Consider the following 25,101-nt stretch of genomic DNA (forward strand, 5'->3'; position numbering starts at 1 on the left):
ATTCTTCTATTGAAGAAATAATAATCGGAGCGAATGCAACCCAAGACCTGATAGACAAAATAGTAGACTACGGGAAAAAGCTAAAATCACAATTTACAGTGCGATCATATCGGAGACAAGTTTTGATATGAACAGAGTTAAGCTGAAGAGTTGAGGAAGACGTTGAAGATAGTCTAACAACCGGCGGCAGACTGATAAGCCGGTCACTGCCAAAATCGTTAGGCACATTACATGAAATTGATAATATTTGGATTCGGGTTTGTTGCTTTCGTTTCTTTTTTAGTCATAGCAGCTAACAAAAGAGACCCAAGATTTGTCGGCTATAAGCTTGGTATCAAGGGCGTACTTTTGTTCGAAGAAAAATTTAGGTGTCAGGTCTGCACATTGACATCAAGTATATTGCACCCTCCCATAACCCACCTCACCCCACAATGCAGAGCCATCCACGCCCCCACAACCGGCCATCGTTACAAAATAATCGAAAATACGTGAAGAGATAATTGGCGGAAGCACATGGGAATCGAACCCACCGGGGAGATTTCTCATCCCCCCCACCGGTTTTGAAGACCGGGCGGCCCACCAGCGACCGACGTGCTTCCGAAGAGGTTGTGACGAGCCGGCTGCAATCGGCCCGCACGATTGGGGAAGGGCTTTCTTATACACTCAGTTGCGGCACTTTTGCAAGCGGTGTTGTAAACGGACCCGGTGGTGCGTAGGAGGGCAGGGAACTGATTCCCGGCCTTGACGGGAGGGGGGATGGTTTACGCCATATCCTCGCAGCCGACGGCTATGACCCGGTTGCGTCCCTCTTCCTTGGAGATATAGAGCGCCTCATCGGCGGCCTTGTAGAGCTTTTCCGCCGTGCCGAACTTGTCCAGGGAGGCGACGCCGCAACTGAAGGTGGAGTTGAAATACTCCTCGCCGGCGGGAAAGCCGATGGCGGCGAAGCTCTCCAGGATCTGCTCCAAAAGGTGCCCGGCCTCCATGATGTCGCAGGCGGGAAGGATGACGGCAAACTCCTCGCCCCCGGTGCGGCCGACCACGTCGCACGTGCGGAGCCGCTGCCTGAGCAGCCGGGCCAGGGCCATGAGGACCCGGTCCCCCGCGTCATGGCCGTACTGGTCGTTGATCTCCTTGAAACGGTCCAGGTCGATCATGGCGAAGCAGAGCGCCTCCTCCCCTTTGAGGGCGTCTTCGATGGCCAGGTCGAGATGCTTCCTGGTGGCGGTGTGGTTGAATAGCCCGGTCATGGCGTCCGTGGTCATGGAGGAGCGTATGACCTTCATCCGCTCGGCCAGAACGGTCACGGTGGAGATCAGGTGATCCGGCGTGATCGGCTTGAGCAGGAATTCATCCCCCCCCATGCGCCGCGCCTCGAACTGGGCGTCCGCATTGGTTTCGCTGGAGAGGAAGATGATCGGGATGCTGAAGTAGGCCTCGATCTGCCGGATCGTCCTGGCCAACTCCGTGCCGTTGCAGCCGGGCATGTACATATCCATGAGGATCAGGTCCGGCTTGAATTCGAAGAGCAGCGGTAGCGCCTGCAAGGGGTCGTTCAGGCTCCGGGTCTCCATGCCCGCGTCCTGGAGAATGAGGGCGGTCATCTCCGTCAGGAGCGGGTCGTCGTCCACGATCATGATGCGGTACGGTTCGGGGGCCTCCCGGGTGGTAAGGGCGTGAAGGGTCGTGCAGAGGCCGGTGATGTTGACAGGCTTGACGAAATAGGCGTCGGCCCCGGCCCGGAGCGCCGCGAGACGGGAAGAAAGGTTGCCCAGGGAGGAGATGAAGACCGTGGGGATAGTCCGTTCCAGCTCGGGGCGGATCTCCTTCATCACATCCGCCCCGCCGGTCGGCTGGCCGGGGTAGACCAGGTCCATGACGATGACGTCCGGGTGCCCGCCGCGGACGGCGTTGCGGAACTGCTCCAGCTCGCCGAAGGTCAGCACCTCGAAGCCGAAACAGCCGATCTGGGTGGCCAGGTTCAGGCGTTGCAGGGGGTCGTGCTCGCAGAGGTAGACGACCCGGCGCTCCATCCCGTGGAAGGTCTCGGCGGCCGCCACGACCTCCAGGGCTTGCAGGTCCATGGCCCGGGGCGCATCGGTGCGGGCCGCCTCGCGCTCCATCCGGCCGACAAGCTCCTGCAGCAGGGGGCGCCAGGCGCTCTCGGGGCCGGCCTCTCCCTTGCGCACCTGCCGCGCCAGCCGCTCCCCCTCCGCGGCCAGGTCGCTCAATGCGTGCAGGCCGAAGTTGGCGCTCTCCCCCCGCAGGGTGTGGAAGCAGCGGTACAACTCGTTGACCGCCTCGTTGGCCGGTACCCCCTGGCCGAGGGCGGCATGCGCCTCCCCGACGGCGTCCAGCTTGGCGGGGAGCTGCCGCATGAACGTCTCGCGGAAATTCTTCAATTTTGTCGCTATTAAGGTTGATTTGCCGCCCATAACGCCTCTGTGGGGAAACAACGCCCGCGGCCCGGGTCTCAGCCCTTGGGCCGCGGGCATCCGTTGCCGGTGAAGATCGTACGATTGTCCCTGGTGCGGGCAACCGTATGCCTTCTGCTATACCACACCAGGTTTCCATTAACAAAGTCTATTTGTGTGTTCCCTCAGGCGGGTTCTGCGGGTGGGACTCGGGGGGGGCGGTAGCTCAGGGAGGGGGGAAGGAGCGGCTAAAAGGCGACGCCGAATCTGACGCTGAGGCCGCCCAAGCTGGCGACCTCCTGGCGGGGAGGAGGGGCTTTTATCCGGCTTTCCTGGGGACTGCCCCCCGCTTCGTAGCTGAAGGTGAGCGATACCCCGTTGTTGTAGTGGACCATGACGTTGCCGTCGTCGTTCAGGGTCAGGAGGGCTTTTTTCGCGGCAGGGAGCTGGGGAGCGGGTTGCTCCCGGAGTTGTTGATCCGGGGCCTGGAGGAAAAGCACGTTTTCCGCGCGGGCGGGGAGGGGGGCGAGCAGCAGGGAGAGCAGGGCACAGACCGCAGCGGCCAGGAACAAGCGGGGTGTTGCTTGGTGGTGTGCTTGCATACGTTCTTCCTTTTCCTTATTCCATCTGTGGGCACAAAAAAAGCCGGGTCGCCGATATCATCATTCTGATATTTCGGCGACCCGGCTGTCTCTGTAAGACCCGTGGGCTTTCCGTCCCACCCTCGCGGATGGTTTAGTATTGTCGATACCCTATGCAATTGTTGATTCACTCTACCCCTGCCCGGGTAGATATTATGTGACGGCCGTCACATTTTGGGAGAATGTGCGTCCCCCTTCCCGGGACACATCCAGAGGGACATCCCTTCACGGCGCACCCGCTTGCCGCTCCACCGGCCTTATCGGCCATGTCCCGCATGAGGCCGGGCAAGGCGCACCGGCCGCGCTTTCTTGCGAGTTTTCATTTGTGCATTACAATTAGCACATCGCTTTCATACCGAGCCCCGAAAGGAGGCGTCACATCATGAAAAAGCTCACCGTGGTTCTCGCCGTGGTTCTCGCGACGGCCGGGACGCCCGCCGCCCTTGTTGCGGCGGATGCGCCCCAAAATGCCGGTCCTGAGATCATCAAGCTCAAGATGGGCGACCTCTATCTGATCTTCAAACACTGGCGGCATCAGAAGTGGAGCAATCGTGAATGTCTCCGCTGCCATACGGCCCAGGAGTGGAAGATCAAAAACTGGGACAAGGAGGTCGCCCACCAAATCTGCATCCCCTGCCATGACCAGGGCAAAAAGGGGCCGGTGGACTGCAAGGAATGCCATGGCCCCACCTACACCTCGATGAAGAAGGACGCTCCATGAGATGGCTGCCATGCATGGGGACGGGGCTTGAAAGGCCGGGACCGCGCCCGCCGGGTGGTGTTGTAAGATTTAAGTTGATACATTTAAAATGTTTCATCGATTGAAATAGGGGGAAAACATGGCATGATTTATCCAAATAACCTCTCTGGGTGAACATGGTGCATAAACAGGAAACCATCTCGTCCCGCTTTTTCGACTACCTCTACCGGCTGGGGAGCACCGTCAATGCCGTTATAGGGCTCATATGCTGTGGGCTCCTCGGGGCTTTGGACGTTCTGACGCCGCCGGAATACATGTTTTCCTTTCTCTATCTCTTCCCCATCTCCTTTACCACCTGGTTTGCCGGCAAACGCGGGGGGCTGCTGGCTTCCATACTGTGCACCGCCATTCTGACGCGGTACAACTATCAGGCGAACATGCTCGCCGCCGTATGGAACAACCTGTCGACGCTCGGCATCTTCTGCGTCGTCGCCGTCATGGTAGGCAAGATCCACCAGCTTCTGGACAACGAACGGATTCTGTCCCGCACCGATGCGCTGACCGGGGCAATGAACCTTCGAGCCTTCACCGAGCTTGTGGAGTATGAAATATTGCGCTTGCGGCGCGACTACAGACCCTTTTCCATTGCCTATTTCGATATCGACAACTTTAAAAAGGTGAATGACAGGTACGGGCACCGGAAAGGCGATGAACTGCTCAAGTCGGTGGTAAACTGCCTGAGGGAAAAAATACGGAGGACGGATATCATCGCCAGGCTGGGCGGGGACGAATTCACCATCTTTTTCCCCTCGACGGACCATGAGGCGGTGAAGACGGTAACGCTGGATCTGGTGAAGGCACTGGACCGGCTGGCGAAACTCAACAAGTGGCCCACCACCATCAGCATGGGAGTCGTAACCTGTTCGGACGGGGCATGCGAACTCGATGACCTCATATCGACGGCGGACAAACTCATGTACGACGTAAAACGTGCCGGGAAAAACGGCGTTGAATATGCCGTGTATCCGCGGGCCTAACGGGACAGACCTGAAAGGCTATTCCTGATACCCCAGAGCATTCACCCCGGCCAGATAGTGCGCAAATCTCTCCGCCGCTTTTATTTTCAGGAAAGTTGTGGTCGTCAAATAATGCGTGGACAACGGGTCGCTCAGCACCTGTCTACCATACGTCTCCATAATCTTATTGCTCTTGAGCTTCCTGTCATCTGGCAATAGCACCTTTTCGCGTTCCTTGTTACCTTTTACAAAGTGGTACACCTTTTTTGCCGGTTCAATACAGGCTGAAGGTAAAACGGCATGTGCAAGGCGAGACAGAAACGCTTGCTTATAAACATCCAGGAATTCCAACTCGAAAGTCTTGAGATTAATTTTTGCCGGCCTATGCGTAGTGCATACGGGCAGCTCTAAGAGCTCTGGCATCAAGGTATGAATGAGCCGTATCTGGAATGCATCGTTCGATCGATACTCGAATGGCATCTCTAACAGTGAATCGTGCAGACACTTCAACGCTAGTGGGTCAATATAGTGGCAAAACTCATTGGCAAAGTTCAGAAACCTTGCATCGGTGCGGATGTAAAGGAAAAGGGCGGCTTTTACGAACGTTTCTAATGGTGCTTCATCAGGAAATTCTATCCCGCCATGGCGCAACCCCTCTCTCAGATCCTGGATGAATTCGGATCTATATAGCTCCCGGCAAGGAAGATCTGGGCTCTTGCCTTCGGAAGACATATTGAATTCAATGAGGTCGTTGATCGTATAGTTTCTCTGCGCTTGTGCCCATGGTCTCCTGCATGCCGTAATAACGCCACGCCCACCGAGCAGGAGATCAGGATAAGGTGAAATGCCGCCGCTTAATTCCTCTAACAACGACCGGGAAGCTCCATAAACCTCATACTGGAAGCCGTAAGTCTGGAATAACTCTTGTAAAATGTTTTGATCGTATGGCTGTTCCCCGGACCAGTCCAGTAGCTGGAAAGGGAGGTTGAATGTTTCGGCGATTTTTGTTGCAATCTCAAGATCAATTGGGCGGTCGTCAGTCAGGTCGCTGTTTCCGACTCCATACATGATTTTAGGAGCCGCCCCCTGATCCAATAATGCCGCCAGGACGGTTCTTGAATCGCGTCCACCCGTTCCGAAAAGCCCAACAGAGCCGACCGCCGTTATCTCGCGGAACACCGCCTGAACCTCAGATTTATAACCTTCCACCGCATCGGAAATCGATGAATATTTTTGCTTGGCGGTATGGGTATCTGGCAGGTTATTTACTTTGAATACTCCATCGTTGAGGTCGACAGTTATCGTCTGGGTGCCGAAAAGTCGTCTCACTCCCCTGTAGAAAGTCTCTTCTCCCAGGGTGCAGCTCTCAAATGCGGTCATGGCCAGTTTTATTGGATTTATTTTTCGCTCTGGCAACATCTGCGCACAGATATCGAGCGAATTTGAAATATTCCAGCACGAATCCATGTTTGAGTAATACAGAGAAATCGCACCCTGAGGATCGGTGAAGACGGTTATTTTATTGTTATGCCTGATCGCGACGGCGTAGTGGCCGATTGCCTTTGAGCGTACAGCTTCAATGCCACTGTTGACGAAATCGGAATAGAAGTCTCGAAGCGCCGAAGGACCAAGCCTGGACCGGTAAATGATCGTGCCGGCTGAGCAGATCCAATCGTCTTCTCCACATGTCACAAGGTTGTTGGTGTCAACGGCACGCTTTAGGTATGCCTGAACATGGCAATTATGGGTGGAACGATGCCCTGAGGAGTTCAGTCCCGCTCTCCTGCATGCGTTTTCGGCTTGTCGATGTGAATTCTCGTTTGATGTCATGTACCATCGAGCCATTTTCCCCTCCCACACACCTGCAAACTTTTTGCCTGTTAAGGGTTCGCTTACTCCATAAGTACTTCTATCGGGATAGCCGCCGATGACGGGCCATTTTTGAGCTGCCCCCATCACCCCCTGCCGCCCATCAAACTCATGGCTATTAATTTTACCCCATATAAGTACTGAATTCAAATGCAGTTTCAATATGTTAGAAATGTCGCCCCGATCCAGAAAATGTTGAAATAATTACCGCCGGATGCCGATCCACCAAACCCCCTGTTATCACACAAAGAAAGCCCCTTGGAACATCTCCAGAGGCCTTTCATTGTGCCAATTTGACACATTCATCTCACAGTTGTATGCTCCTCCTGCACGGATGAACACTCGTTAACCGAATTTCGACGTTAGTGCCGTGCTGGCTTTGCCGAATTGTTCATCACCGCGTAAGTGCAATCCCCAAATAAGGGAGCAGGGTAAAGCTCCCAAAACGTCGCACGAAAGGTCTGACCCATGAGTGTCCTCTATCTCCTCATATCCTCCCTCTGTATCCTCGCCCTGGCGTACCGCTACTATTCCGCCTTCATTGCCGCCAGGGTCCTGATGCTCGACGACCGCAACATTACGCCGGCGGTTACCTGCAACGACGGTAAGGATTATGTCCCGACCAACAAATGGGTGGTCTTCGGCCATCACTTCGCCGCCATTGCGGGGGCGGGGCCGCTCATCGGGCCGACGCTGGCGGCACAGTACGGCTGGGGGCCCGGATTTTTCTGGATTCTGCTGGGATCGGTCTTCGCCGGGTGCGTCCACGACATGATCATACTCTTCGCCTCGGTCCGCCATCAGGGGCAGTCCCTGGCGGTCATCGCCCAAAAGGATGTGAGCAGGCTCACCGGCATTACCACCGCATTCGTCACCCTGTTTATCATCATCGTGGCCCTGGCCGGCCTGGCCGTGGCCGTGGCCAATGCGCTGTTCAACAACCCCTGGGGCGTTTTCATCATCGCCATGACCATCCCCATCGCCATGATCACCGGCGTCTACATGTTTCGGATCAGACCGGGAGCCATTCTGTCCGGGACGACCTTCGGCGTTGTCGCCATACTGGCCGCCGTCTATTTCGGGGGACCGATCGCCGAGTCATCCATTGCCGGATGGTTTACCTTCAGCAAACAGAATCTGTCGATCATCCTGCCGCTGTACGGCTTTTGCGCGGCGGCCCTGCCGGTGTGGCTTTTGCTTGCGCCGCGCGACTATCTCAGCACCTACATGAAGATCGCCGTGATCGGGGGGCTGGCCGTGGGGCTGTTCTTTGTGAATCCCACCGTGCAGATGCCCTTCGTGACCCGTTTCATTGCCGGCGGCGGCCCGATCATCCCCGGCCCGGTCTGGCCGTACGTCTTCATCACCATCGCCTGCGGCGCCATCTCCGGGTTCCACGCCCTTATCGGCTCCGGCACGACCCCCAAGATGCTGGAGAGGGAAGGGCAGGTCCGTTTGATCGGCTACGGCGCCATGCTGACGGAGGCGTTCATCGGCGTGATGGCGCTCCTGGCCGCCGTGACGCTGGTGCCCAACGACTACTTCGCCATCAACTCCTCGGCCGCAGCCTTTGCCAAGCTCAACATGCCGGTGCAGAACCTGCCCGAGTTGTGCCGGCTGGTGGGCCTGGACGTTGCCCACCGCCCCGGCGGCGCGATCTCGCTGGCGGTCGGCACGGCGTACATATTCTCCCACGTTGGGGCGGGGTTGCAGCATACGATGAAGTATTGGTTTCAATTCATCATCATGTTCGAGGCGCTGTTCATTCTGACCACGATAGATGCGGGAACCCGGGTGGCGCGCTACATCCTGCAGGATATTCTGGGAAAGGTCTATGCCCCGCTCAAGCAGACCGACTGGATACCGGGAGTGGTGTTGACCAGCGGCGGGGTGTCCTTTGCCTGGGGGTATATCCTCTACACGGGCGATGTCTCCTCCATCTGGCCCCTGTTCGGCGTGACCAACCAGACGCTGGCGGCGCTGGCGCTGGCCATCGGGACCACGATCATCCTCAGGACCTCGGCCAAGAAGCGGTATGCGCTGATCACTGCGGTGCCGTGCGCCTTTGTCACGGTGACCACCTTCGCGGCGGCCTTTATGAATATCCAGCTCTACCTGGCCCAGGGCATGATACTCAACACCATACTCAGTGCCGTCATCATCGTTCTGGTGACGATCATCATCGTGGAAAATGTGCGCGTCTGGATAACCCTGCTCAAGACGGAGAAACCGCTCGGCATGAACGATGACCGGGAACACATCTACTGTCCGGTGGTCCCTGCCCATGCGCCTGACGATCTGCCCCTGGCCTGAAAAGCCGGCAGGAAAGCGCCGTTATGATTCCATGAGGCCCGATCCCCCGGGAGGGCCGGGGTGCCGCAAACTAATGGCACCCTATGCAAACGTTCTCGTCCCTGAGCCTGTGGACCGAATCCGCCCCCGCGGCTGAAGGCCCATAGGAAATGATACCTTCCTGATGGGGGTTGTGACACGTTGTGCACGTAATGCGTCCCCGGGGGACCAGCGGCAGCGAAAACCTTTCCTGGATTTCCGGTCTGGCGATGTTTTTCTTGATTTCGTCCGGTGGCGTTAGCAGGAAATGCTTTTCAAAATAGCCTGTATGCATCAGAGTGTGGCACCTCATACAGAGAAATGACACATCTGCTTTGAATAACACCATATTCGCCCGGTCCTGCGAAGGGTCCGGCTCCAATTCATGGCAGTATAGACATACCACCTTGCCATTGACGACGGTTTGACTTCCATCATCCTGCCTCATGACATGAGGATCTATCGTGGCGTATTGCTCAGCAGTATGACAATTGAAGCATATCGTTCTCACGTCAGTGTACGGGCCTCCCCGTAAGAGCATCGGTGTCCCCTTGTGTTGCGGGCCGCCATGCATTTCATGGCACGTGAGGCACTCGATTCTGCCGAGATAGAGTGGAAACTGCGGCTTGATTTGCATGGTTGGGATAAAGTTTACCGGGTGGTGGTTTGTCGTGTAGTTATGACAGTCGAGACAAAAATGCGAGGGGTCGACGTAGGAAGGGAAAAGCGCCGTTTCCCCTTCCGGTTTGGCAACCGAGTGGCAATACAGGCAGTCGGAATGCGGTGCCTTGGCGGCCGGATCGCTGTTCTGTTGAACATCGATCCTTAATTGGCTGCATGACGTGAGAACGAGCGCGAGGATAGTCAGACGAATCAGGCAGTTAAACGTTGTCATAACGGCCATCCCTCTCTTGCGATACCTGGCGCGGATTGGTATCTTCGCAGAGCCAATAAGGGGACAGGCTACTTATGGTCCCCTCGGTGACGTATTTGTTGCCTGTCCCCTTATTGGCCGGGCCGTTTGCCTCTTTATTGAAACATTGGCCAGACAAAGAGTATTACGCCTACTCCACCGGCGAGCAGCGAAGCAAACCAGACCAATCTGTAGCGCGTAAGTGCCGCCACGGCGCCCAAGGCAATAGAGACCTGAAAGAGGGCGACCGCACTTGCAAAGCCATGGTGTTTATGGAGAAGGTGATCGGATTCCTTTAGCCGCTCGTCCCGTTCTCGTTCCTTCTCCAGTGCCTTGCCCTGAATCTCTTTTTGCTCTTCGATGTAGCGGTGCATTTTTTCTTCATAAGCGGCGGGAGGTTCTTTGCCAATGGCCAACCAGGCCGTGCGTGACGCTTCCTGGACCGCTGCCTTAATGCCTTTGGCTTGGTAATAGGCCCACTGGTCCGATGCCTCGGATTGTAGTCGCGTCGCTTCCGTCTTCAGTACCAGTGCCATGTTGACAGTAGCTCCGGCCTGAAGCGATGCAATAGCGGCGAGAACTGCCAGAATTGCAGTGGTAATTGAAATGAGCCTGAGAAATGTTCCCCCCTCCCGTTCCAGTTCTTCTTTAATTGCTTCGTGCAAATTTTCAGTTTCGATCTCTGGGCCTTCAGGCATAAGACGTCTCCCTTCATCTGCATGTACGAGAGCAATGAAAAGTGCTACAGAGGCAGCATGGTGTGGGAAAATAGTTGATTAATGATTATCTCAGAATACACCGATGTCAATCGGCATTGGATTTTGACCCACCGAGGCGAGAGCCAATAAGGGGACAGGCTACTTATTGGCACCTCGGTGACGTATATGTTGCCTGTCCCCCTATTGGCCGCCGCACATGACCATCCTGCCTAGTTATTTAGGGCGCGTCGATGTTTCTTTGTTGTTACGATACCTTCAAGTATTCCAAATTCAAGGGCTGACCCAGTTCCTTACCTCAAACAGGTATCGGATGGGTTGCCGTTCAGGAATGGGACAATGTTGCCAGTGAGTATCGGCACCTCTCCACATACCGAAGCATGGGTGAGGCAGAGGCCTTTATCAATGGAGATTACTTAAAAGACAGAACCGGCAGGGAGGCTTTCTAATGGGAAACCGTGTGAAAAAATGCTATAGTGGCTCCTCGGCAAGCTGCAGATTCTGACATTTGAATATACGTGCAATTTTTCAAATGACTTATTTTGTCACACCTCGATGGTATTCTGAAATGAACATCCCCCTTAGTATACTAAGTAATAGAGATACTTCATTTCTGAAAGCAGGGTAAATTAAATGAAAATGACTCATGCCATTGATATTATAAGTAAACTGTCAGTCTCTAAAGATTTAGAGCCATCAATAATAAAAATTGGAGACTTGAGCAAATCAGTTGATATTACAGATATCAGCCAATACGATTTATCACACACTTATTTTGATCAGGCATTGATAGATAATAGTAAATATGATGATGGCGTAGTTGAGACACCTGGCTATGTAGCCGAGTTTATGGTCAAACTCGCTACAGAAGAATATTTCAAATCTAAATTTGAAGAAATTGATAAGCAGTCACTACTTTTGTTGAAGTGGTTTGACCCTTGTGTCGGTGCTGGATCTTTTCCAGTTGCTATAATTGACGTGTATTCAGGCGCATTTGGTAAGCTATCAAGTGTCAATGAACTTCCATGGATCTCAATTACTGATACATCGCCAGCAGGTGTTTTTTTAAGTCTTTGTGCGATAAAAATTGCATTGAGTGAAAAAGAGCTATCTTTATCTGAGTACCTAGATTCAGGTCGGCTTATTTATTCAATTGGAGATACTCTCGAAATCCATAGTGAAAATTATGGGTTTAACAGCGATACCAAACAATACGATATAGTAATTGGAAACCCGCCATACGTACGTGCAACCAGAATACTAAATAGCTATAGAAATTTTATAAAAGGCCAATTTCCGAGTTGTTATTATGGTTCTGCAGATCTTTACATGTATTTTATTGCAAGTGGCGTTCAGTCGCTTGTAGAAAAAGGGGTGCTTTCATTTATATCACCTATTGGTTTTACTAAAACAAAAAGCGGCTCACGATTGAGGACATTCTTAAAGAAAACATCTGCAATAACTGCTTTAATTGATCTTGATGAAATAGAGGTGTTTGAGAATGTTTCTATCCATTCTGCTATTTACACCCTTCGCAAAAAAACTGAGCAACCACATTTAATACGTTATTCGCACGTTAATGACTTAGATACGCTTAAACTCTTATCTTCTGGCAAGCTACAAATTGGTACCGCAATTGCTGATATACCCGATTCTTATGGATGGTCCATACATGAATCTTCAGAGGTTCTCTCTGAATACAATGAAACTTATAGAAATTGTAAGCCATTAAGTGATTTTGGCCTAAACGTATATTCTGGGATAAGGCCTGGATGTATTAAGGCATTCATTCTCACATCGGATGAATTAAACAACTTTTCAGAAGATATCCAAGAAAAATGGCTCAAGCCCATTGTTTTACCTGCAGATATAAATCGCTGGTGTGGATCTAAAAAAATGAGCTATCTGATATTTACTCCTCAAAAAACAGACGCTCCACCAGATGAGATAATAAACTACTTGGTTGGCTTTAAAAATAAGCTGTTACAACGACCAGAGGTAAAAAATGCTGACGATTGGTACAAATTACGAACTTGTGCTTATTATGAAAAAATGTTCCATAACAAAATAATTTTCCCTGATCTGTCATCTCAACAGCGTTTCTCTATTTGCTCTAGTAATGTGCTTGTCATTGATGGGTCCTATTTTATTGATTCTGATGATTTGGTATTACTTGCAATATTGAACAGCAGTATAGCTAAAAAATATTTTGTTAATATATGTTCTAGCGTTGGGAACCTATCTTCAGGTGGTAGATTTAGATTTAAAAAGAATTTTGTAAAAGACTTTCCGTTACCATCAGATCTGTTTGAACGAATTGATTTGAGAAAACGTATAATTGATCAAGTTAACAATATCTTAAATAGTGGTGAGACGTTGGATGATACGTATAAGCTAGATAAGCTCGTAGAGGAATTTTATATGGATGGAAACCAATGAGTAGCCTAGCTGAGCGGATAAAATATACTTCAAGTGCTAAAGTACCGACCTGCTTGGACCTCTTCTCAGGAGCCGGTGGCATTAGTATTGGATTTGCTATGGCTGGTGGCCGCCCTCTAGGTGCTGTTGACTTTGATAAAGACTCAATAGACACCTATAGTAGGCTATTCCCTGACGCTATAGATGTTGCATGTTGCGATATTGAACAATGGCGACCCAAAAGTAGCCCTAGTGAAGTTGACGTAATTATAGGAGGTCCTCCATGCCAAGGCTTTTCATTAGCACGTGGATTACGGTTTGTGGACGATCCTAGAAATCATTTATATAAACATTTTGTAAGTATGGTTGCCTACTACAAGCCAACTTGGTTTGTAATGGAAAATGTCGAAGGAATTATAAACATAGGAAATGGCGTAATTCTGAAGCAAATTCATGAGGATTTCGCTACGGCTGGTTACTCATTTGATTACAAAGTTGTCAATATGGCCGAATACGGTGTGCCCCAATTGCGTAGAAGAGCCGTTTTCGTGGGAAACAATTTGAATAAAACATTCAAATGGCCTGAACCTTGTTTTTATGACAAAAAGAAAGCGACCACACAGCAAAATCTTTTCAATAATGATCTTAAACCATTCAACTCAGTTAATTCTGTTCTAAGCGATCTGCTACTACCTCAAGGCAATTATTTCGCACACAGAGCAAACTCTCAAATGCGAGGTCCAAGAAATCGTGATGCCCACACTGAGCCAGCTTTTACCCTTCGTGTCCGAGGTGACGAGTTTGCGTTATGTGAACTCCCTGCCACTTCAGCTTTCATACCTGGGCCAATTCCTGAAGAAGAAGTAAAGTTTCGCAAACCACAAAACGAATTACAGGAATGTTTGCGCAACATAATTCCACCTTGGATTCAGAAATCGAAAGTAGCTAATTCACGTCAGACAACTTTACCAGAGCTTAAAGGGACACGGAGACTAACAATTCGTGAACAGGCCAGACTTCAGACATTCCCAGATTGGGTTTCTTTTGAAGGGAAAATAACTTCACAGGCGAGACAAATCGGCAATGCCGTACCGCCACTCTTTGCGTTTCACTTGTTCAATGAGATTTTTAGTCACATGTAAATCAATTGAAAAGTTTGCTTGCATACGAATCCATAGTGCCAGACAACATGCTACAAAAGTCATCAATGCTTGTACTTGCCATGTCCACACATGATTCAAAATCATATGAATCACATCGTTTATTTCTGCCATTTACTAATAATGACAGTGGGATGTCGCTGCCAGAAAATATTTCCAAATATCTATTGAGCTGTTTTTCTGCGTGATAATTCCCTTTACCGACACTACATTCAATAATTCCCTTAATCGGCAGCACACCAAGTAAGTCCGAGTTGTACGATATTATTGGTAATGATATATCGTTTTTTACCCTTAATGTTCCATTGCATTTACCCAGCGAACATGCGTAAGTAAAATTTACTTTGTCCGAACTCTCTAATATAGCAGCCACACTACCTTCAACTATTAAAATATCAGGACGATCAAAATATTCAGCTTTTTTATTCCTCAATGTATGAATCAGATGAATTGGAAATCCTTCCCTATAAACTCCATATACACGAGATCCTATCTCGACCAACAATCTAGGAGTCATTGCTGCAACGAACCTATCTTCCAATAACAAGTTTTCGATTGTAGCTTCATGCCCAGGCTGAGCACCATGGTGTCGTGGGATAACATTTCTCACATAATATAAATCAGGCTTGTTCACGAACAGATAAGGTACATGTATATTTGCCCCAAGATTCTTTGCTGACGATGCTAAGGCACACAAACTCAGCATCTCAATTGCCTTACCAGTTTGTAAGCTGGTTAACCATGTAGATTGAGTAATCTCTGAGTCATGTTCAATGATAGCCGCTAATTCAGGGCAAAAAACAGCTGCAGCATCTCTCAATGTCTTTAACGTTATTGACATCCTTAATATGATACCGATCTCTGTTTTTTAAGATAGCTTATTAAATTATCAGTTGAGAAAGTGATATCCCAACCGAAGCACATCAATCTTCTAACTGCATATTCAGGCACATTACAATCGGGAGCCATGTCTATAAACATGATTAGAGGAATATTTAGCTTTTTGATGAAATTATCGTGAAATGAATATTTCAGTGTCAATCCGACAAATGCCTCTTCTTTGCATCTTCTCGGAAATTCTTGTTGCCTCAGATATTTAGCTTTAAGCACACACAAATTATTAGAATTTTGATCACGAATGATCTTCAGATTAGTATATGGCTTCACTGTATCTTGAACTATTTGCGAATGATAGCCGATAGCATTGAACCCAGCTTGTGTGGGTGACAGAACATTAAAACCCGCAGAAACAAGTGCAAGTTCAACATAATCAAAACTTGGCTTTAATTGAGTGCCATTTTTAGATTCAAACCACCGTGCTTGATTAACTATCAACTTACCTCTTGAGCGTATCCTTTCAAAGAGTATTTCTGGAGTTGATATACCCGCACGAATCAAGCCGGTCACAATTTTTGCACCAATTTGTCGTGTTATAAGATCAGAGTATTCACCAGCATACAATTTATGCTCTGTTACTCCGTCGATATCCATGTCTTGAATATATGTTATTGCTTCGCTAGCATGTATCCTAAGCAGTAGTCTTCTTGTAACAAGTCGTAAAGGTGCTGGAGTATCCCAAATTTCTTGGACGAAACTTTCAAGTGATGATGTTTTTGTTTGAAGTTCATATATTTTTGCAATGAAAAAGTCCCATTCTCCAATAACTTCGATAGCAGCAGCCAAGAAAGGATTTTTCTGTAGTAATTTTGCCGCGGTTTTCGGAATCAGAGGGTCCGTCTCTGTAATTTCTTCATCAAAGATAAATTTGTTTGTACGCCCTTTTATGTCAGCACCGTGAATGCTTGAAAAATCAGGCCAATTTATGGAATGTTGCTTTAATTCATTACCGACCATATTCCATTGGAGATCTGCCATAATAGATTTTGGAAAACCGTCTGTGAACCACCAACTTTTCAGCTCACTGATTGTAGAATATATAAACTTGCCAATTTCATCTTTCTGCTCAACACAATATTTTAACGCATCATATTTTTCTTCCTCAGTAAATGATTGTCCTAGCGCACCATTAATAGCATTAAAAATGTCAAAACCACGTTGACCAATATATAGAGACTTATCAAAAGATGCGTTTTTTAGTCCAAGAAACCACTTGTATGTATAATCACTATCTCCTACCGTGAAATGAATAGTTCTTAAATCAATATTAGAATCAGTTTCAGCTAGTTGTCGAATAGATATTGCTTCAACTAGTGTTTCACGAACTTCATATGTCTTATTTGGCTCAGGTTTGCCTGTACCATTACCTTTATAGCATGTTGTCTGACACCAAATTTGCATTTGAGGGCCATCATCGAAACGCTTTAAGCATATATAGTGATCCCAAATATCACTCGCTATATCCGATTTGAACTGTTTTTGCTGCGTTATTTCGTATTCTAAAATAGCCTTACTTTCTAGTAAACATTTGCAAAAATAATCAAGTATGAAGTGAACAAAATATTCCACTTGTGAATTGCGCTCTGTTGCAAAAGTCTGAACTCCCATATGTGATGGCATGTTATCTTGCCCCCTATTTGCTATCTAATATGCTCCATAAATACCATGCCGCATGCGTCCTGAAAGGTATGAATCTCTCTCCAAGAGCCATAAATTCACTAACACCTTGAATTCCATACAGCCTGTTTGCTGACCTCAATAGTCCTGCATCATCGCAAGGCCAAACATCTTCTCTGCCCAAAGCGAAGATAAGAATCATCTCCGCAGTCCAGCGACCAACCCCCTTCAGCTTGACCATTGCCTTAATAGCTTCATCATCTGAGAGCGTTTCTATATCATTCAGTGTTCCATCTAATGCAGCTTGAGATATTCCTTTGATGTAACCGACCTTTGAAGAACTGATACCGCACTTCCTTATAGACTCCAGATCCAGAGCAATAAGAGCATCAGGGGTAATTTCCGCAATGGCGCACAACCTCTTGAAGATTGTTGACGCTGCGGCTTCTGATAACTGTTGACTGATTACCGCCCGCACCAGAGAAAAGAAAACCGGATTTTGTCCGATTCGTGGGGGATCATGTGCGCCAATCAGTTTACGCATGATCGGATCAGCAGACAGAACTTTTACGGGGGAATTCTGGCAAACCATCAATTACGCCTCTGAAATCATGGAGAGTCAGCGCGTAACAATACGATTATTTGACAATCTTTGCAATGGAAGAGACTTGAAACCGTGGGGGACTGCCATGAGACATACTACTATCTTCACAAAAGAGGGGTTAAGCTGCCAAATTTGACAACCAGAGCATTTACCAGAAGCACCCCATATCATCCCTTCTATTACGGCCACAACAGCCCCAAAAGGCTACAGTCTCTTATGCAAAAGCTGTGCAATTAACGGCAACAAAGCGGCAACGTTTTTATAAATAACAAAAACAAAGGCACCTACAAATCAATGTAAGTGCCTTATTTTATTGGCGTCCCCGAGACGATTCGAACGTCCGACCCCTTCCTTAGGAGGGAAGTGCTCTATCCTGCTGAGCTACGGGGACAGATAGAAATAAAGAACTTTTATAGCAGAGTTACGCCCCGGTTTCAAGCAAAACGCTCGTCCGGTGTCCCGTACTGCCCCTAAAACTTGAGCAGCGAGAAAACCTTGCCCTCGGGCAGTCTTTTACGCCCTTCCAGGAATTCCAACTCGGCCATGAAGCAGCAATCAACCAACTCCCCCCCCATGCTCTGCACCAGATCCACTACTGCGGCCATGGTGCCGCCGGTGGCCAACAGGTCGTCGGCGATCAGGATGCGCTCGCCCGGCTTGATGGCGTCCTTGTGGATCTCCAGGGTGTCGGTGCCGTATTCCAGGGCATAGGTCTTGCTGAAGGTCTCCGAGGGGAGCTTGCCCGGTTTGCGCACCAGCACGATGCCGGCCCCCAGTTTGTAGGCCAGGGCCGAACCGATGATGAAACCGCGGGCCTCCACGCCGATCACCTTGTCCACGTGCTTGCCGATGTAGTGGTGGGACAGCAGGTCGATCATGCGGTGATAGGATTTGGCGTCCTGCAGCAGGGTGGTGATATCCTTGAAGACGATCCCCTTCTTGGGAAAGTCGTGGATGTCGCGGATGATGCTCTTCAACTCGTCCATCAGGTTTGTGCTCCTTATCGGTAGGTAAATTCGCTACGTGTGCGTAGTGCCAAACGGTTTATCCGGGAAAAACATCTGCCACGGAGAGAGGGGTAAAATCCAAGAAACTCCAAAAATATCTGGTTGGAATGGTACTTTTATCCAAAAGTTTTTTGCTTTCTCTGTGGACCTCTGTGTCTCCGTGTCTCTGTGGCAGATGTCAGCCTTTTTCTTTTCTCCAGGTCTCAGCTCTCCGAGAGCTTGCGCAGTTTTTCCAGACACTTGGCCTCGATCTGGCGGATGCGCTCCCGGGTGACGCCGAAACTCTGACCGATGGTGTCCAGGGTCTGGGGCTCCTTGTCGTCCAGGCCGAAGCGCAGGGTCAGGATCTTCTGCTCGCTTTCGGTCAGATCCTCGAAGAGGCGGGAGATCAGCTCGAAGCGGTTGACGTTCTCCAGCAGGTCCGACGGCGACACCAGGGAGTTGTCCTCGATGGTGTCGATGAGGAAGAAGTCGTTGCCGTCCCCGATGGGGGTCTCCATGGAACAGGTGCGCCGCAGCAGGGTCATGAGCCGGCGGGTGTAGGCCACCTTGGCCTTCATGGCGTCGGCCACCTCCTGGACGGACGGCTCCCGTTGCAGGGTCTGGGAGAGGGCGCGGGTGACCTTGAGCATGCGGTTGATGTCGTCGGAGACATGTACCGGCAGGCGGATCGTCCGTGACTGGTTGACCAGGGAACGTTCGATGGCCTGGCGGATCCACCAGGTGGCGTAGGTGGAGAAGCGGCACTCCTTGGCCAGGTTGAACCGTTCCACCGCCTTGATCAACCCGAGGTTTCCCTCCTCGATCAGGTCCAGGAAGGGGAGGCCGCGGTTGATGTAGCGTTTGGCGATCTTGACCACCAGCCGCAGGTTGGACTCGATCATCTTGTCCCGGGCGGCCTTGTCGCCCTTTTCGATGCTGCGGGCCAACGCCTTCTCCGCCTCGGCGGTCAGCAGGGGGGTGCGCTGGATGTCCCGCAGGTAGATCTTGATGGCGTCGTCGAAGCTTTCCAGCTCTTCCGGGGGGAGCTTCTCTTCAACCGCCTCCTCTTCTTCGTCGGCCGCCTCGTCGTCCGGGAATACCTGCGGCTCGTCCACATCGTCCAGAGCCAGGGTCACACTGACCGTGGGCTCTTTTTCCAGGAAGGCGCTACTTTCAATATCCAGAAGGTGGTCACGTTGCATGGTCGCCCCTCGCTCTTTTACGTGCGCTCTATCTGCCATCCTTGTCGTCCGATCAGGGGGACGAACCGGCAGCCGACCGATGATTCGGTCACCAGGGTGCCGTCCGGCTCCTTCACGATTCTTAACAGGCGCTGCTCGATCTCATTTCCCACCGGGATCACCAACCTGCCCCCCACGGCCAACTGGTCGGTGAGCACGCTCGGCACGTCGGGAGCCCCGGCCGTCACCATGATGGCGTCGAAGGGGGCCTCTTCCTCCCAGCCGATGGGGCTGTCGTGACTGTCGTTAATTTTTAATTTTACATTGAAAAGTCCGAGGGAATCCAGGCATTTTCTGGCCCGCATGGCCAGGGGGCGGATGCGTTCGGCGGTGCAGACACGGTCGGCCAGGGTCGCCAGGATGGCGGTCTGGTAGCCGGAACCGGTGCCGATCTCCAGCACCTTCTCCGTGCCGGTCAGGGCCAGGAGTTCGGTCATCAGGGCCACCATGAAGGGCTGGGAGATGGTCTGCTTTTCGCCGATGGGCAGGGGGTTGTCACTGTAGGCCTGGGCGGCGAAGGCCTCTTGGACGAAGATGTGGCGCGGGATCTTGAGCATGGCGTCGATGACCCGGCGGTCGTCGATGCCGCGCGCGATGAGTTGCTCCTGGACCATCCGTTTTCTGGCGATATCGTAGTTCATGGTTGTGCGCCCCGTAAGAAGGCGGCACTATACCAAAGGCGGGTGGGTATGTCCAGTCGCGTCACAGGGGCCATTGGGAAAGAACCTTCATGGAGTCGTGGTTGGTCAGGTCCAGATGGAGCGGCGTGACGGATACGTGCTTGCGGTTGACGGCATGGAAGTCGGTCCCCTCTTCGTCGTTGAATGCCGGCTCCACACTACCGATCCAGTAGTATTTGCGCCCCCGGGGGTCGGTCTTGTCGATGATCGTGCCCACGAAGGAGCGTTTGCCTTGGCGGGTGATGAGGGTGGGCTGCATCTCTTCGGCCGGGCAGTTGGGGATGTTGACGTTGAGGAAGGTATCGGCCGGCAGGCCGTTGGCCGTGACCTGGCGGGCGATGCCCAGGGCCACCCGGGCGGCGTTGTCGAAGTGCCCTTGGCGTTCGAAGGCAAGGGTGGCCAGGGAGACGGCGATGGCCGGGATGCCCATGAGGTTGGCCTCCATGGCGGCCGCTACCGTGCCCGAATAGGTCACGTCGTCCCCCAGGTTGGCGCCGTGGTTGATGCCGGAGACCACCAGGTCGGGGCGATGGGGGAGCAGGCTGTGGATACCCATGTTGACGCAGTCGGTGGGGGTGCCGTCCACGGCGTAGAACCCCTTGCGCAGTTCGAAGACCCGCAGCGGCGCGTGCAGAGTGAGGGAGTGGCCGACGGCGCTCTGCTCACGATCCGGGGCGACGACCGTCACGGTCCCCAGTTCGCCCAAGGCCGCAGCCAGGGCGATGATGCCGGGAGCGTTGATACCGTCGTCGTTTGTGACCATGATGTGCATGGAATAGATCCTGTGTGGCGTGTTGCGAGACCAAATAGTTATCGCACAGAAACGGGGCATAAATCAAGGTGTGGATTGCCCGCGCCGGAAGCCGCGCCTGAACCGGTGACGCCCTCGCGGCTTCGTTCGCTCCCATGCCTCTGTCCTGCGTGGTCGGCCATATCTCTTCCAGGGCGGAGGACGAACAGCACGGGAGATATTGCCATTCATGGGCGACGTTTGACCCCGGCATGTCGCTCGCTTCGCCGTTCGGGCGCCACGGGTTCAGGCCTGCCGTGACGAACCCGGTCCACGTTTTTGTGTTTACAAAATAATCCTAACTGGGTACATTCGGAAGCAAACATGGTTTTGAAGGATGGGACATCCATACGCATATCGGGAGGTTAGGGCTATGAAAGCGGTTTTGATGGAAGGTTTCGGCGGTGTGGAGGTGCTCAAGGTGGGCGAGGTGGAACGCCCGGTCCCGGGCGAGGGGCAGGTGCTGATCAAGGTGCATGCCACCAGCATCAACCGTCCCGACCTGGTGCAGCGCGAGGGGAAATATCCGCCGCCGCCGGGGGATTCGGAAATTCTGGGCCTGGAGGTCGCAGGCACGGTGGAGGAGTTGGGAACGGGCGTCACCGGCTGGCAGAAGGGGCAGCGGGTCGTGTCCCTGGTGGGCGGGGGCGGATATGCCGAGTACGCCGTGGCCTATGCCTGCCACCTGATGCCCATCCCGGAGTCCATGTCCTTCGAGGAGGCGGCCTGCATCTGCGAGTCCTACATCACCGCGTTTCTGAACGTCTTCATGATCGGCGAGTTCCAGGACCGGCAGACCGCCATCCTGCACGGCGGGGGCGGCGGCGTCAACACGGCGGCCATCCAGCTCTGCCGGGCCCTTGCCCCGGCCAGCAAGCTGATCGTGACCGCATCGCCGGAGAAGATGGAGCGGGTGCGTCAGGTGGGCGCGGATTTCCTGATCAATTTCCGGGAGACCCCGGATTTTACCGAGGTGGTGAAGGAGTACACCAACAAGAAGGGTGTGGACCTGATCCTGGACCACGTGGGGGCCAAGTACCTGGCGCCCAACATGAACTCCCTGGCCTACAAGGGGCGTCTGGTGATCATCGGGGTGGTCAGCGGCATCAAGGCCGAGCTCAACCTGGCCCTGATGATGGTGAAGCGGCAGCAGATCATCGGTTCGGTGCTCCGGTCTAGGCCGGTTGCGGAAAAGGGGGAGATCGTGGCCGAGTTCACCCGCCGTGCCCTGCCAAAGTTCGCCGACCGCACCATTGTGCCGATCATCGAGAAGGTCTTCACCATCGACCAAGTGGTGGATGCCCACCGCATGATGGAAGAGGACAAGCACTTCGGCAAGATCGTACTGAAGATCCAGTAGCGCCGTTGGCCTGAATCCGTGGCGCCCTCGCGGCTCCTCTCGCTCGTATGCCTCTGTCCTGGCGTTGTCGGCCGCATCTGCTCCCCGGCGGAGGACCCACGACACTGGCTGGTTGGTATTTCATGGGCGGCGATGGACCCCGGCATGTCGCTCGATCCGCCGTTCAGGCGCCAGGGATTCAGGCCAACAGCCCTTTTTATTTTTCAAAGGATGTGGTACCTCATTGCCTATGGATGATCTCTTACACAACTACCGCCAATTGATCGCGCGCATCGACGCCCTCTGCCGCGGCATCGTGGACGCCCTGGGGGAGCAGATCACCTGCTCCGAGGGGTGTAGCGACTGCTGCACGTCCATCAACCTCTTTCCGGTGGAGGCGGCCTCGCTGGCCGCGGCCCTGGAAGCGCTGCCCGAGGAGGAGGCGGAGGAGATCCGACGCTACGTGGCCGAACACGCGGAGGATGAGCGGTGCCCGCTGCTCCGCAATCACCGCTGCCTGCTGTACGCCGCCCGTCCGGTGGTCTGCCGCACCCACGGCCTCCCCATTATCTACGGCACGGGGCAGGAGCGGCGCATCGACTACTGCCCCCTCAATCTGACCGAGAGCGAATCGCTCCCCGGTTCCGTGATCATCGACCTGGATAACCTCAACTCGCTCCTGGTGGCGGTCAATGCGCTCTTCCTGTCCCAGTCCGACTCCCTGGATACGCCCGAACGGCTCACCATCGTCGAGGCGCTCTTGAAACGCACCGATCCCCGTTGACCTGTTTTACACCTTTGCCGGGTAATAGTAACTCATGCACAGGTCGCACAGGCCGTGGCTGGTCCGCTCCGGCGGCTGGCTGACCCACGCGGGAATCCAGTCCCAGCGGCCTTCGAGTTGCTGGTGCCTGATGCGGCGGCAGGCGGCGCACTGGATGACCAACTCGTGTTCGTTGTGGTAGGGGACCGAACCGGCGCCCGGTTCCACCGGCACGGTGCCCCGGACCGCGTGGGGCATCTCCACCACCAGGGAGTTGGCAATCAACAGGCCCTGGCCCCCCTCCAGCCGAAAGAGGAGCATGGCGAATTTCCGGTAGACTTCGGCGCTTGAACACTCGTACTCGTGGCTGATGCTGTAGGGGCGGGCCGTTACGGTGGTAATGGCCCTGGTGAAAAGTTCGCGGTAGAAGGGGCGCAACTCCGGGGTGGTGACATCCAGCACCGACCTGCCGAGGCACTCCGGGGACATGAGCCATGGGGCGCCGCCGTTTTCCCGGGCAAAGCGCACCCACCCCTCGTTGAAGTACGCCAGCCTGAAATCGGGCCAAATCCCGTAGATGATCTCGGTGCCGTCCCCCTGCCATCCTGTTTCCATGAAATCCAACAGCCGGTCGAAACCGGGGGCGCATACGCCGTTCATGCCGTCCTGCCTTTCCGGCGTATCGCCGATAAGTGCTGATTTATCATCAATAATGGTGTACAAACGACAGGCTGTCAAGCGGCCGCGCCCCTTTCGGCGGCAATTGCCAATCTCAACCAAGGATACCTTATGATTCGCATTGTTTTGAATAAGAACGAGGACAAACGCATCAAGTCCGGCCACCCCTGGGTGTTCAGCAACGAGATCCGCGAGGTGTCCGACAAGGGCGCGGCCCCCGGCGCTGCGGCGGAACTGTACGACGCCGGCGGCGGTTTCATCGGCTGCGGCCATTACAACTCCCGCTCCCTCATCGCCTTCCGCCTTCTCTCGCGCCGGCAGGCGGACCTGGACCAGCCCGAATTCTACGAACAGCGCGTGGCCGCCGCCCTGGCCCACCGCCGGGCTCTCTACCCCGGGATGGCCACCTTCCGTGCCGTGTACGGGGAGAGCGATTTCCTCCCCGGCCTGGTGGTGGACAAATACGGCGACCACCTGTCGGTGCAGTTCCTCTCCGCCGGCATGGACGTGCGCCGGGAACTGGTAGTGGAAGCGCTGCAGCGGGTCTTTGCCCCGGCCGGGATTATCGCCAGAAACGACGTGGGGGTGCGGCAGCTTGAAGGGCTGGAGGAACGGGTGGAACTGCTGGCGGGGGAGATCCCCGACCTGGTGGAGATGGAGGAGAACGGCCTCCGCTTCCAGGTGAACCTGCGGGAGGGGCAGAAGACCGGCGGCTTCCTGGACCAGAAGGAGAACCACCTGCTGCTCAAGGGTATCAGCGCAGGGAAGGCGGTGCTGGACTGCTTCTGCTACACCGGGAGCTGGGCCGTGCATGCCGCCTCCTTCGGCGCGGCGTCGGCCTTGGGGATCGATATCTCGGCCCGGGCCGTGGCCCAGGCCGCCCGCAACGCGGAGCTGAACGGACTGACCGGCCGGGCGACCTTTGAGGAGTGCGACGCCTTCGAACGCCTCCGCTCCCTGCACCACGAGGGGCGGCGTTTCGGGGTGGTGGTCATGGACCCGCCCGCCTTTGTGAAGAGCCGCAAGAACATCGCCGAGGCCACCAAGGGGTATCTCACCGTCAACCGCCGCGCCCTGGAGTTGCTGGAACCGGGCGGCTACCTGATCACCTGCTCCTGCTCCTTCCACATGGGGAGGGAGCCGTTCCGCGACCTGCTGACCCAGGCCGCCCGCCTGGCCAAACGCGAGGTGCGCCTGGTCTCGGCCCGCGCCCAGGCCCCGGACCACCCGGTTCTGCTCTCCTTCCCGGAGTCGGAGTACCTCAAGTGTTTCGTGTTGCAGGCGGTGGGGTAGGGGATGTTTTTGACGAGATATTTGAGAGGTGA

At 53.3% G+C, this 25,101-nt stretch carries 21 protein-coding genes, 2 tRNA genes and 1 riboswitch; of the genes, 8 read left to right on the forward strand and 15 right to left on the reverse strand.

The features are described from left to right. Positions 1-501: 501 nt before the first annotated feature. The 3 genes from F6V25_RS08165 to F6V25_RS08175 form a co-directional block, all read right to left on the reverse strand. Positions 502-599 (reverse strand) — tRNA-Sec (locus F6V25_RS08165). Between the two features lie 162 nt (positions 600-761). Next, positions 762-2,435, reverse strand: a complete 1,674-nt coding sequence (locus F6V25_RS08170; protein WP_191966130.1) for a diguanylate cyclase — start codon at positions 2,433-2,435, stop codon at positions 762-764. Between the two features lie 227 nt (positions 2,436-2,662). Continuing rightward, positions 2,663-3,016, reverse strand: coding sequence for a hypothetical protein (locus F6V25_RS08175; RefSeq protein ID WP_151128126.1), 354 nt, complete (start codon positions 3,014-3,016; stop codon positions 2,663-2,665). A 72-nt stretch (positions 3,017-3,088) separates the two neighbouring features. Next, a riboswitch (cyclic di-GMP riboswitch) is annotated at positions 3,089-3,164 on the reverse strand. Positions 3,165-3,437: 273 nt separating this feature from the next. Between F6V25_RS08175 and F6V25_RS08180 the strand changes: the two genes are divergently transcribed. Together F6V25_RS08180 and F6V25_RS08185 are read left to right on the forward strand one after the other, a co-directional pair. Next, positions 3,438-3,776 (forward strand): cytochrome c3 family protein, encoded by a 339-nt coding sequence (locus F6V25_RS08180; protein ID WP_151128127.1) that lies wholly within the window; start codon positions 3,438-3,440, stop codon positions 3,774-3,776. Positions 3,777-3,931: 155 nt separating this feature from the next. Next, a complete protein-coding gene (locus F6V25_RS08185) occupies positions 3,932-4,792 on the forward strand; it encodes a diguanylate cyclase (RefSeq protein ID WP_151128128.1) in 861 nt (286 codons plus the stop codon). Positions 4,793-4,810: 18 nt separating this feature from the next. On the opposite strand, the gene F6V25_RS08190 is transcribed toward F6V25_RS08185, so the two are convergent. Beyond that, entirely contained in the window at positions 4,811-6,790 is a 1,980-nt protein-coding gene (locus F6V25_RS08190) for an asparagine synthetase B family protein (RefSeq protein ID WP_151128129.1), read from the reverse strand. Between the two features lie 318 nt (positions 6,791-7,108). Here F6V25_RS08190 and F6V25_RS08195 point away from each other — a divergent pair, with 318 nt between their 5' ends. Then, the gene (locus F6V25_RS08195; RefSeq protein WP_151128130.1) at positions 7,109-8,953 is read left to right on the forward strand and encodes a carbon starvation CstA family protein; all 1,845 of its coding nucleotides are present in this window, start codon (positions 7,109-7,111) and stop codon (positions 8,951-8,953) included. 70 nt (positions 8,954-9,023) lie between these two features. On the opposite strand, the gene F6V25_RS17525 is transcribed toward F6V25_RS08195, so the two are convergent. Together F6V25_RS17525 and F6V25_RS08205 are read right to left on the reverse strand one after the other, a co-directional pair. Continuing rightward, on the reverse strand, positions 9,024-9,875 hold the full coding sequence (locus F6V25_RS17525; RefSeq protein ID WP_151128131.1) for a cytochrome c3 family protein: 852 nt from the start codon (positions 9,873-9,875) through the stop codon (positions 9,024-9,026). Between the two features lie 125 nt (positions 9,876-10,000). Further along, positions 10,001-10,582, reverse strand: coding sequence for a DUF4337 domain-containing protein (locus F6V25_RS08205; protein ID WP_151128132.1), 582 nt, complete (start codon positions 10,580-10,582; stop codon positions 10,001-10,003). Positions 10,583-11,233: 651 nt separating this feature from the next. Here F6V25_RS08205 and F6V25_RS08210 point away from each other — a divergent pair. After that, positions 11,234-13,039, forward strand: a complete 1,806-nt coding sequence (locus F6V25_RS08210) for an Eco57I restriction-modification methylase domain-containing protein (protein WP_151128133.1) — start codon at positions 11,234-11,236, stop codon at positions 13,037-13,039. Next, positions 13,036-14,160, forward strand: a complete 1,125-nt coding sequence (locus F6V25_RS08215; RefSeq protein WP_151128134.1) for a DNA cytosine methyltransferase — start codon at positions 13,036-13,038, stop codon at positions 14,158-14,160. Before F6V25_RS08210 ends, F6V25_RS08215 begins: the two co-directional genes overlap by 4 nt. 1 nt (position 14,161) lies before the next feature. On the opposite strand, the gene F6V25_RS08220 is transcribed toward F6V25_RS08215, so the two are convergent. From F6V25_RS08220 to surE, 8 genes are all read right to left on the reverse strand, one after another. After that, positions 14,162-15,019 carry a hypothetical protein gene (locus F6V25_RS08220; protein WP_151128135.1) on the reverse strand — a complete coding sequence of 286 codons (858 nt, stop codon included), beginning with the start codon at positions 15,017-15,019 and terminating at the stop codon, positions 14,162-14,164. A gap of 2 nt (positions 15,020-15,021) precedes the next feature. Next, the gene (locus F6V25_RS08225; protein ID WP_151128136.1) at positions 15,022-16,695 is read right to left on the reverse strand and encodes a hypothetical protein; all 1,674 of its coding nucleotides are present in this window, start codon (positions 16,693-16,695) and stop codon (positions 15,022-15,024) included. 13 nt (positions 16,696-16,708) lie between these two features. Beyond that, the gene (locus F6V25_RS08230; RefSeq protein WP_191966132.1) at positions 16,709-17,236 is read right to left on the reverse strand and encodes a DNA-3-methyladenine glycosylase family protein; all 528 of its coding nucleotides are present in this window, start codon (positions 17,234-17,236) and stop codon (positions 16,709-16,711) included. A gap of 374 nt (positions 17,237-17,610) precedes the next feature. Continuing rightward, positions 17,611-17,687: transfer RNA gene (locus tag F6V25_RS08235), tRNA-Arg, on the reverse strand. A 79-nt stretch (positions 17,688-17,766) separates the two neighbouring features. Beyond that, positions 17,767-18,282 carry an adenine phosphoribosyltransferase gene (locus F6V25_RS08240; protein WP_149306232.1) on the reverse strand — a complete coding sequence of 172 codons (516 nt, stop codon included), beginning with the start codon at positions 18,280-18,282 and terminating at the stop codon, positions 17,767-17,769. Positions 18,283-18,506: 224 nt separating this feature from the next. Next, positions 18,507-19,487 carry a sigma-70 family RNA polymerase sigma factor gene (locus F6V25_RS08245; RefSeq protein ID WP_151128138.1) on the reverse strand — a complete coding sequence of 327 codons (981 nt, stop codon included), beginning with the start codon at positions 19,485-19,487 and terminating at the stop codon, positions 18,507-18,509. A gap of 17 nt (positions 19,488-19,504) precedes the next feature. After that, positions 19,505-20,167, reverse strand: a complete 663-nt coding sequence (locus F6V25_RS08250) for a protein-L-isoaspartate(D-aspartate) O-methyltransferase (protein WP_149306230.1) — start codon at positions 20,165-20,167, stop codon at positions 19,505-19,507. 61 nt (positions 20,168-20,228) lie between these two features. Continuing rightward, the gene (surE, locus tag F6V25_RS08255; RefSeq protein ID WP_151128139.1) at positions 20,229-20,978 is read right to left on the reverse strand and encodes a 5'/3'-nucleotidase SurE; all 750 of its coding nucleotides are present in this window, start codon (positions 20,976-20,978) and stop codon (positions 20,229-20,231) included. A 391-nt stretch (positions 20,979-21,369) separates the two neighbouring features. Between surE and F6V25_RS08260 the strand changes: the two genes are divergently transcribed. Both F6V25_RS08260 and F6V25_RS08265 read left to right on the forward strand, forming a co-directional pair. Next, the gene (locus tag F6V25_RS08260; protein ID WP_151128140.1) at positions 21,370-22,356 is read left to right on the forward strand and encodes an NAD(P)H-quinone oxidoreductase; all 987 of its coding nucleotides are present in this window, start codon (positions 21,370-21,372) and stop codon (positions 22,354-22,356) included. 229 nt (positions 22,357-22,585) lie between these two features. Next, positions 22,586-23,119, forward strand: coding sequence for a YkgJ family cysteine cluster protein (locus F6V25_RS08265; protein WP_151128141.1), 534 nt, complete (start codon positions 22,586-22,588; stop codon positions 23,117-23,119). A 6-nt stretch (positions 23,120-23,125) separates the two neighbouring features. Here F6V25_RS08265 and F6V25_RS08270 read toward each other — a convergent pair whose 3' ends face one another. Continuing rightward, the gene (locus F6V25_RS08270; RefSeq protein WP_151128142.1) at positions 23,126-23,836 is read right to left on the reverse strand and encodes a hypothetical protein; all 711 of its coding nucleotides are present in this window, start codon (positions 23,834-23,836) and stop codon (positions 23,126-23,128) included. Positions 23,837-23,887: 51 nt separating this feature from the next. Between F6V25_RS08270 and F6V25_RS08275 the strand changes: the two genes are divergently transcribed. Further along, positions 23,888-25,069 carry a class I SAM-dependent rRNA methyltransferase gene (locus tag F6V25_RS08275; RefSeq protein ID WP_151128143.1) on the forward strand — a complete coding sequence of 394 codons (1,182 nt, stop codon included), beginning with the start codon at positions 23,888-23,890 and terminating at the stop codon, positions 25,067-25,069. Positions 25,070-25,101 lie beyond the last annotated feature (32 nt).

Origin of the sequence: Oryzomonas japonica, assembly GCF_008802365.1 — a bacterium.
Classification (GTDB): Bacteria; Desulfobacterota; Desulfuromonadia; order Geobacterales; family Pseudopelobacteraceae; genus Oryzomonas; species Oryzomonas japonica.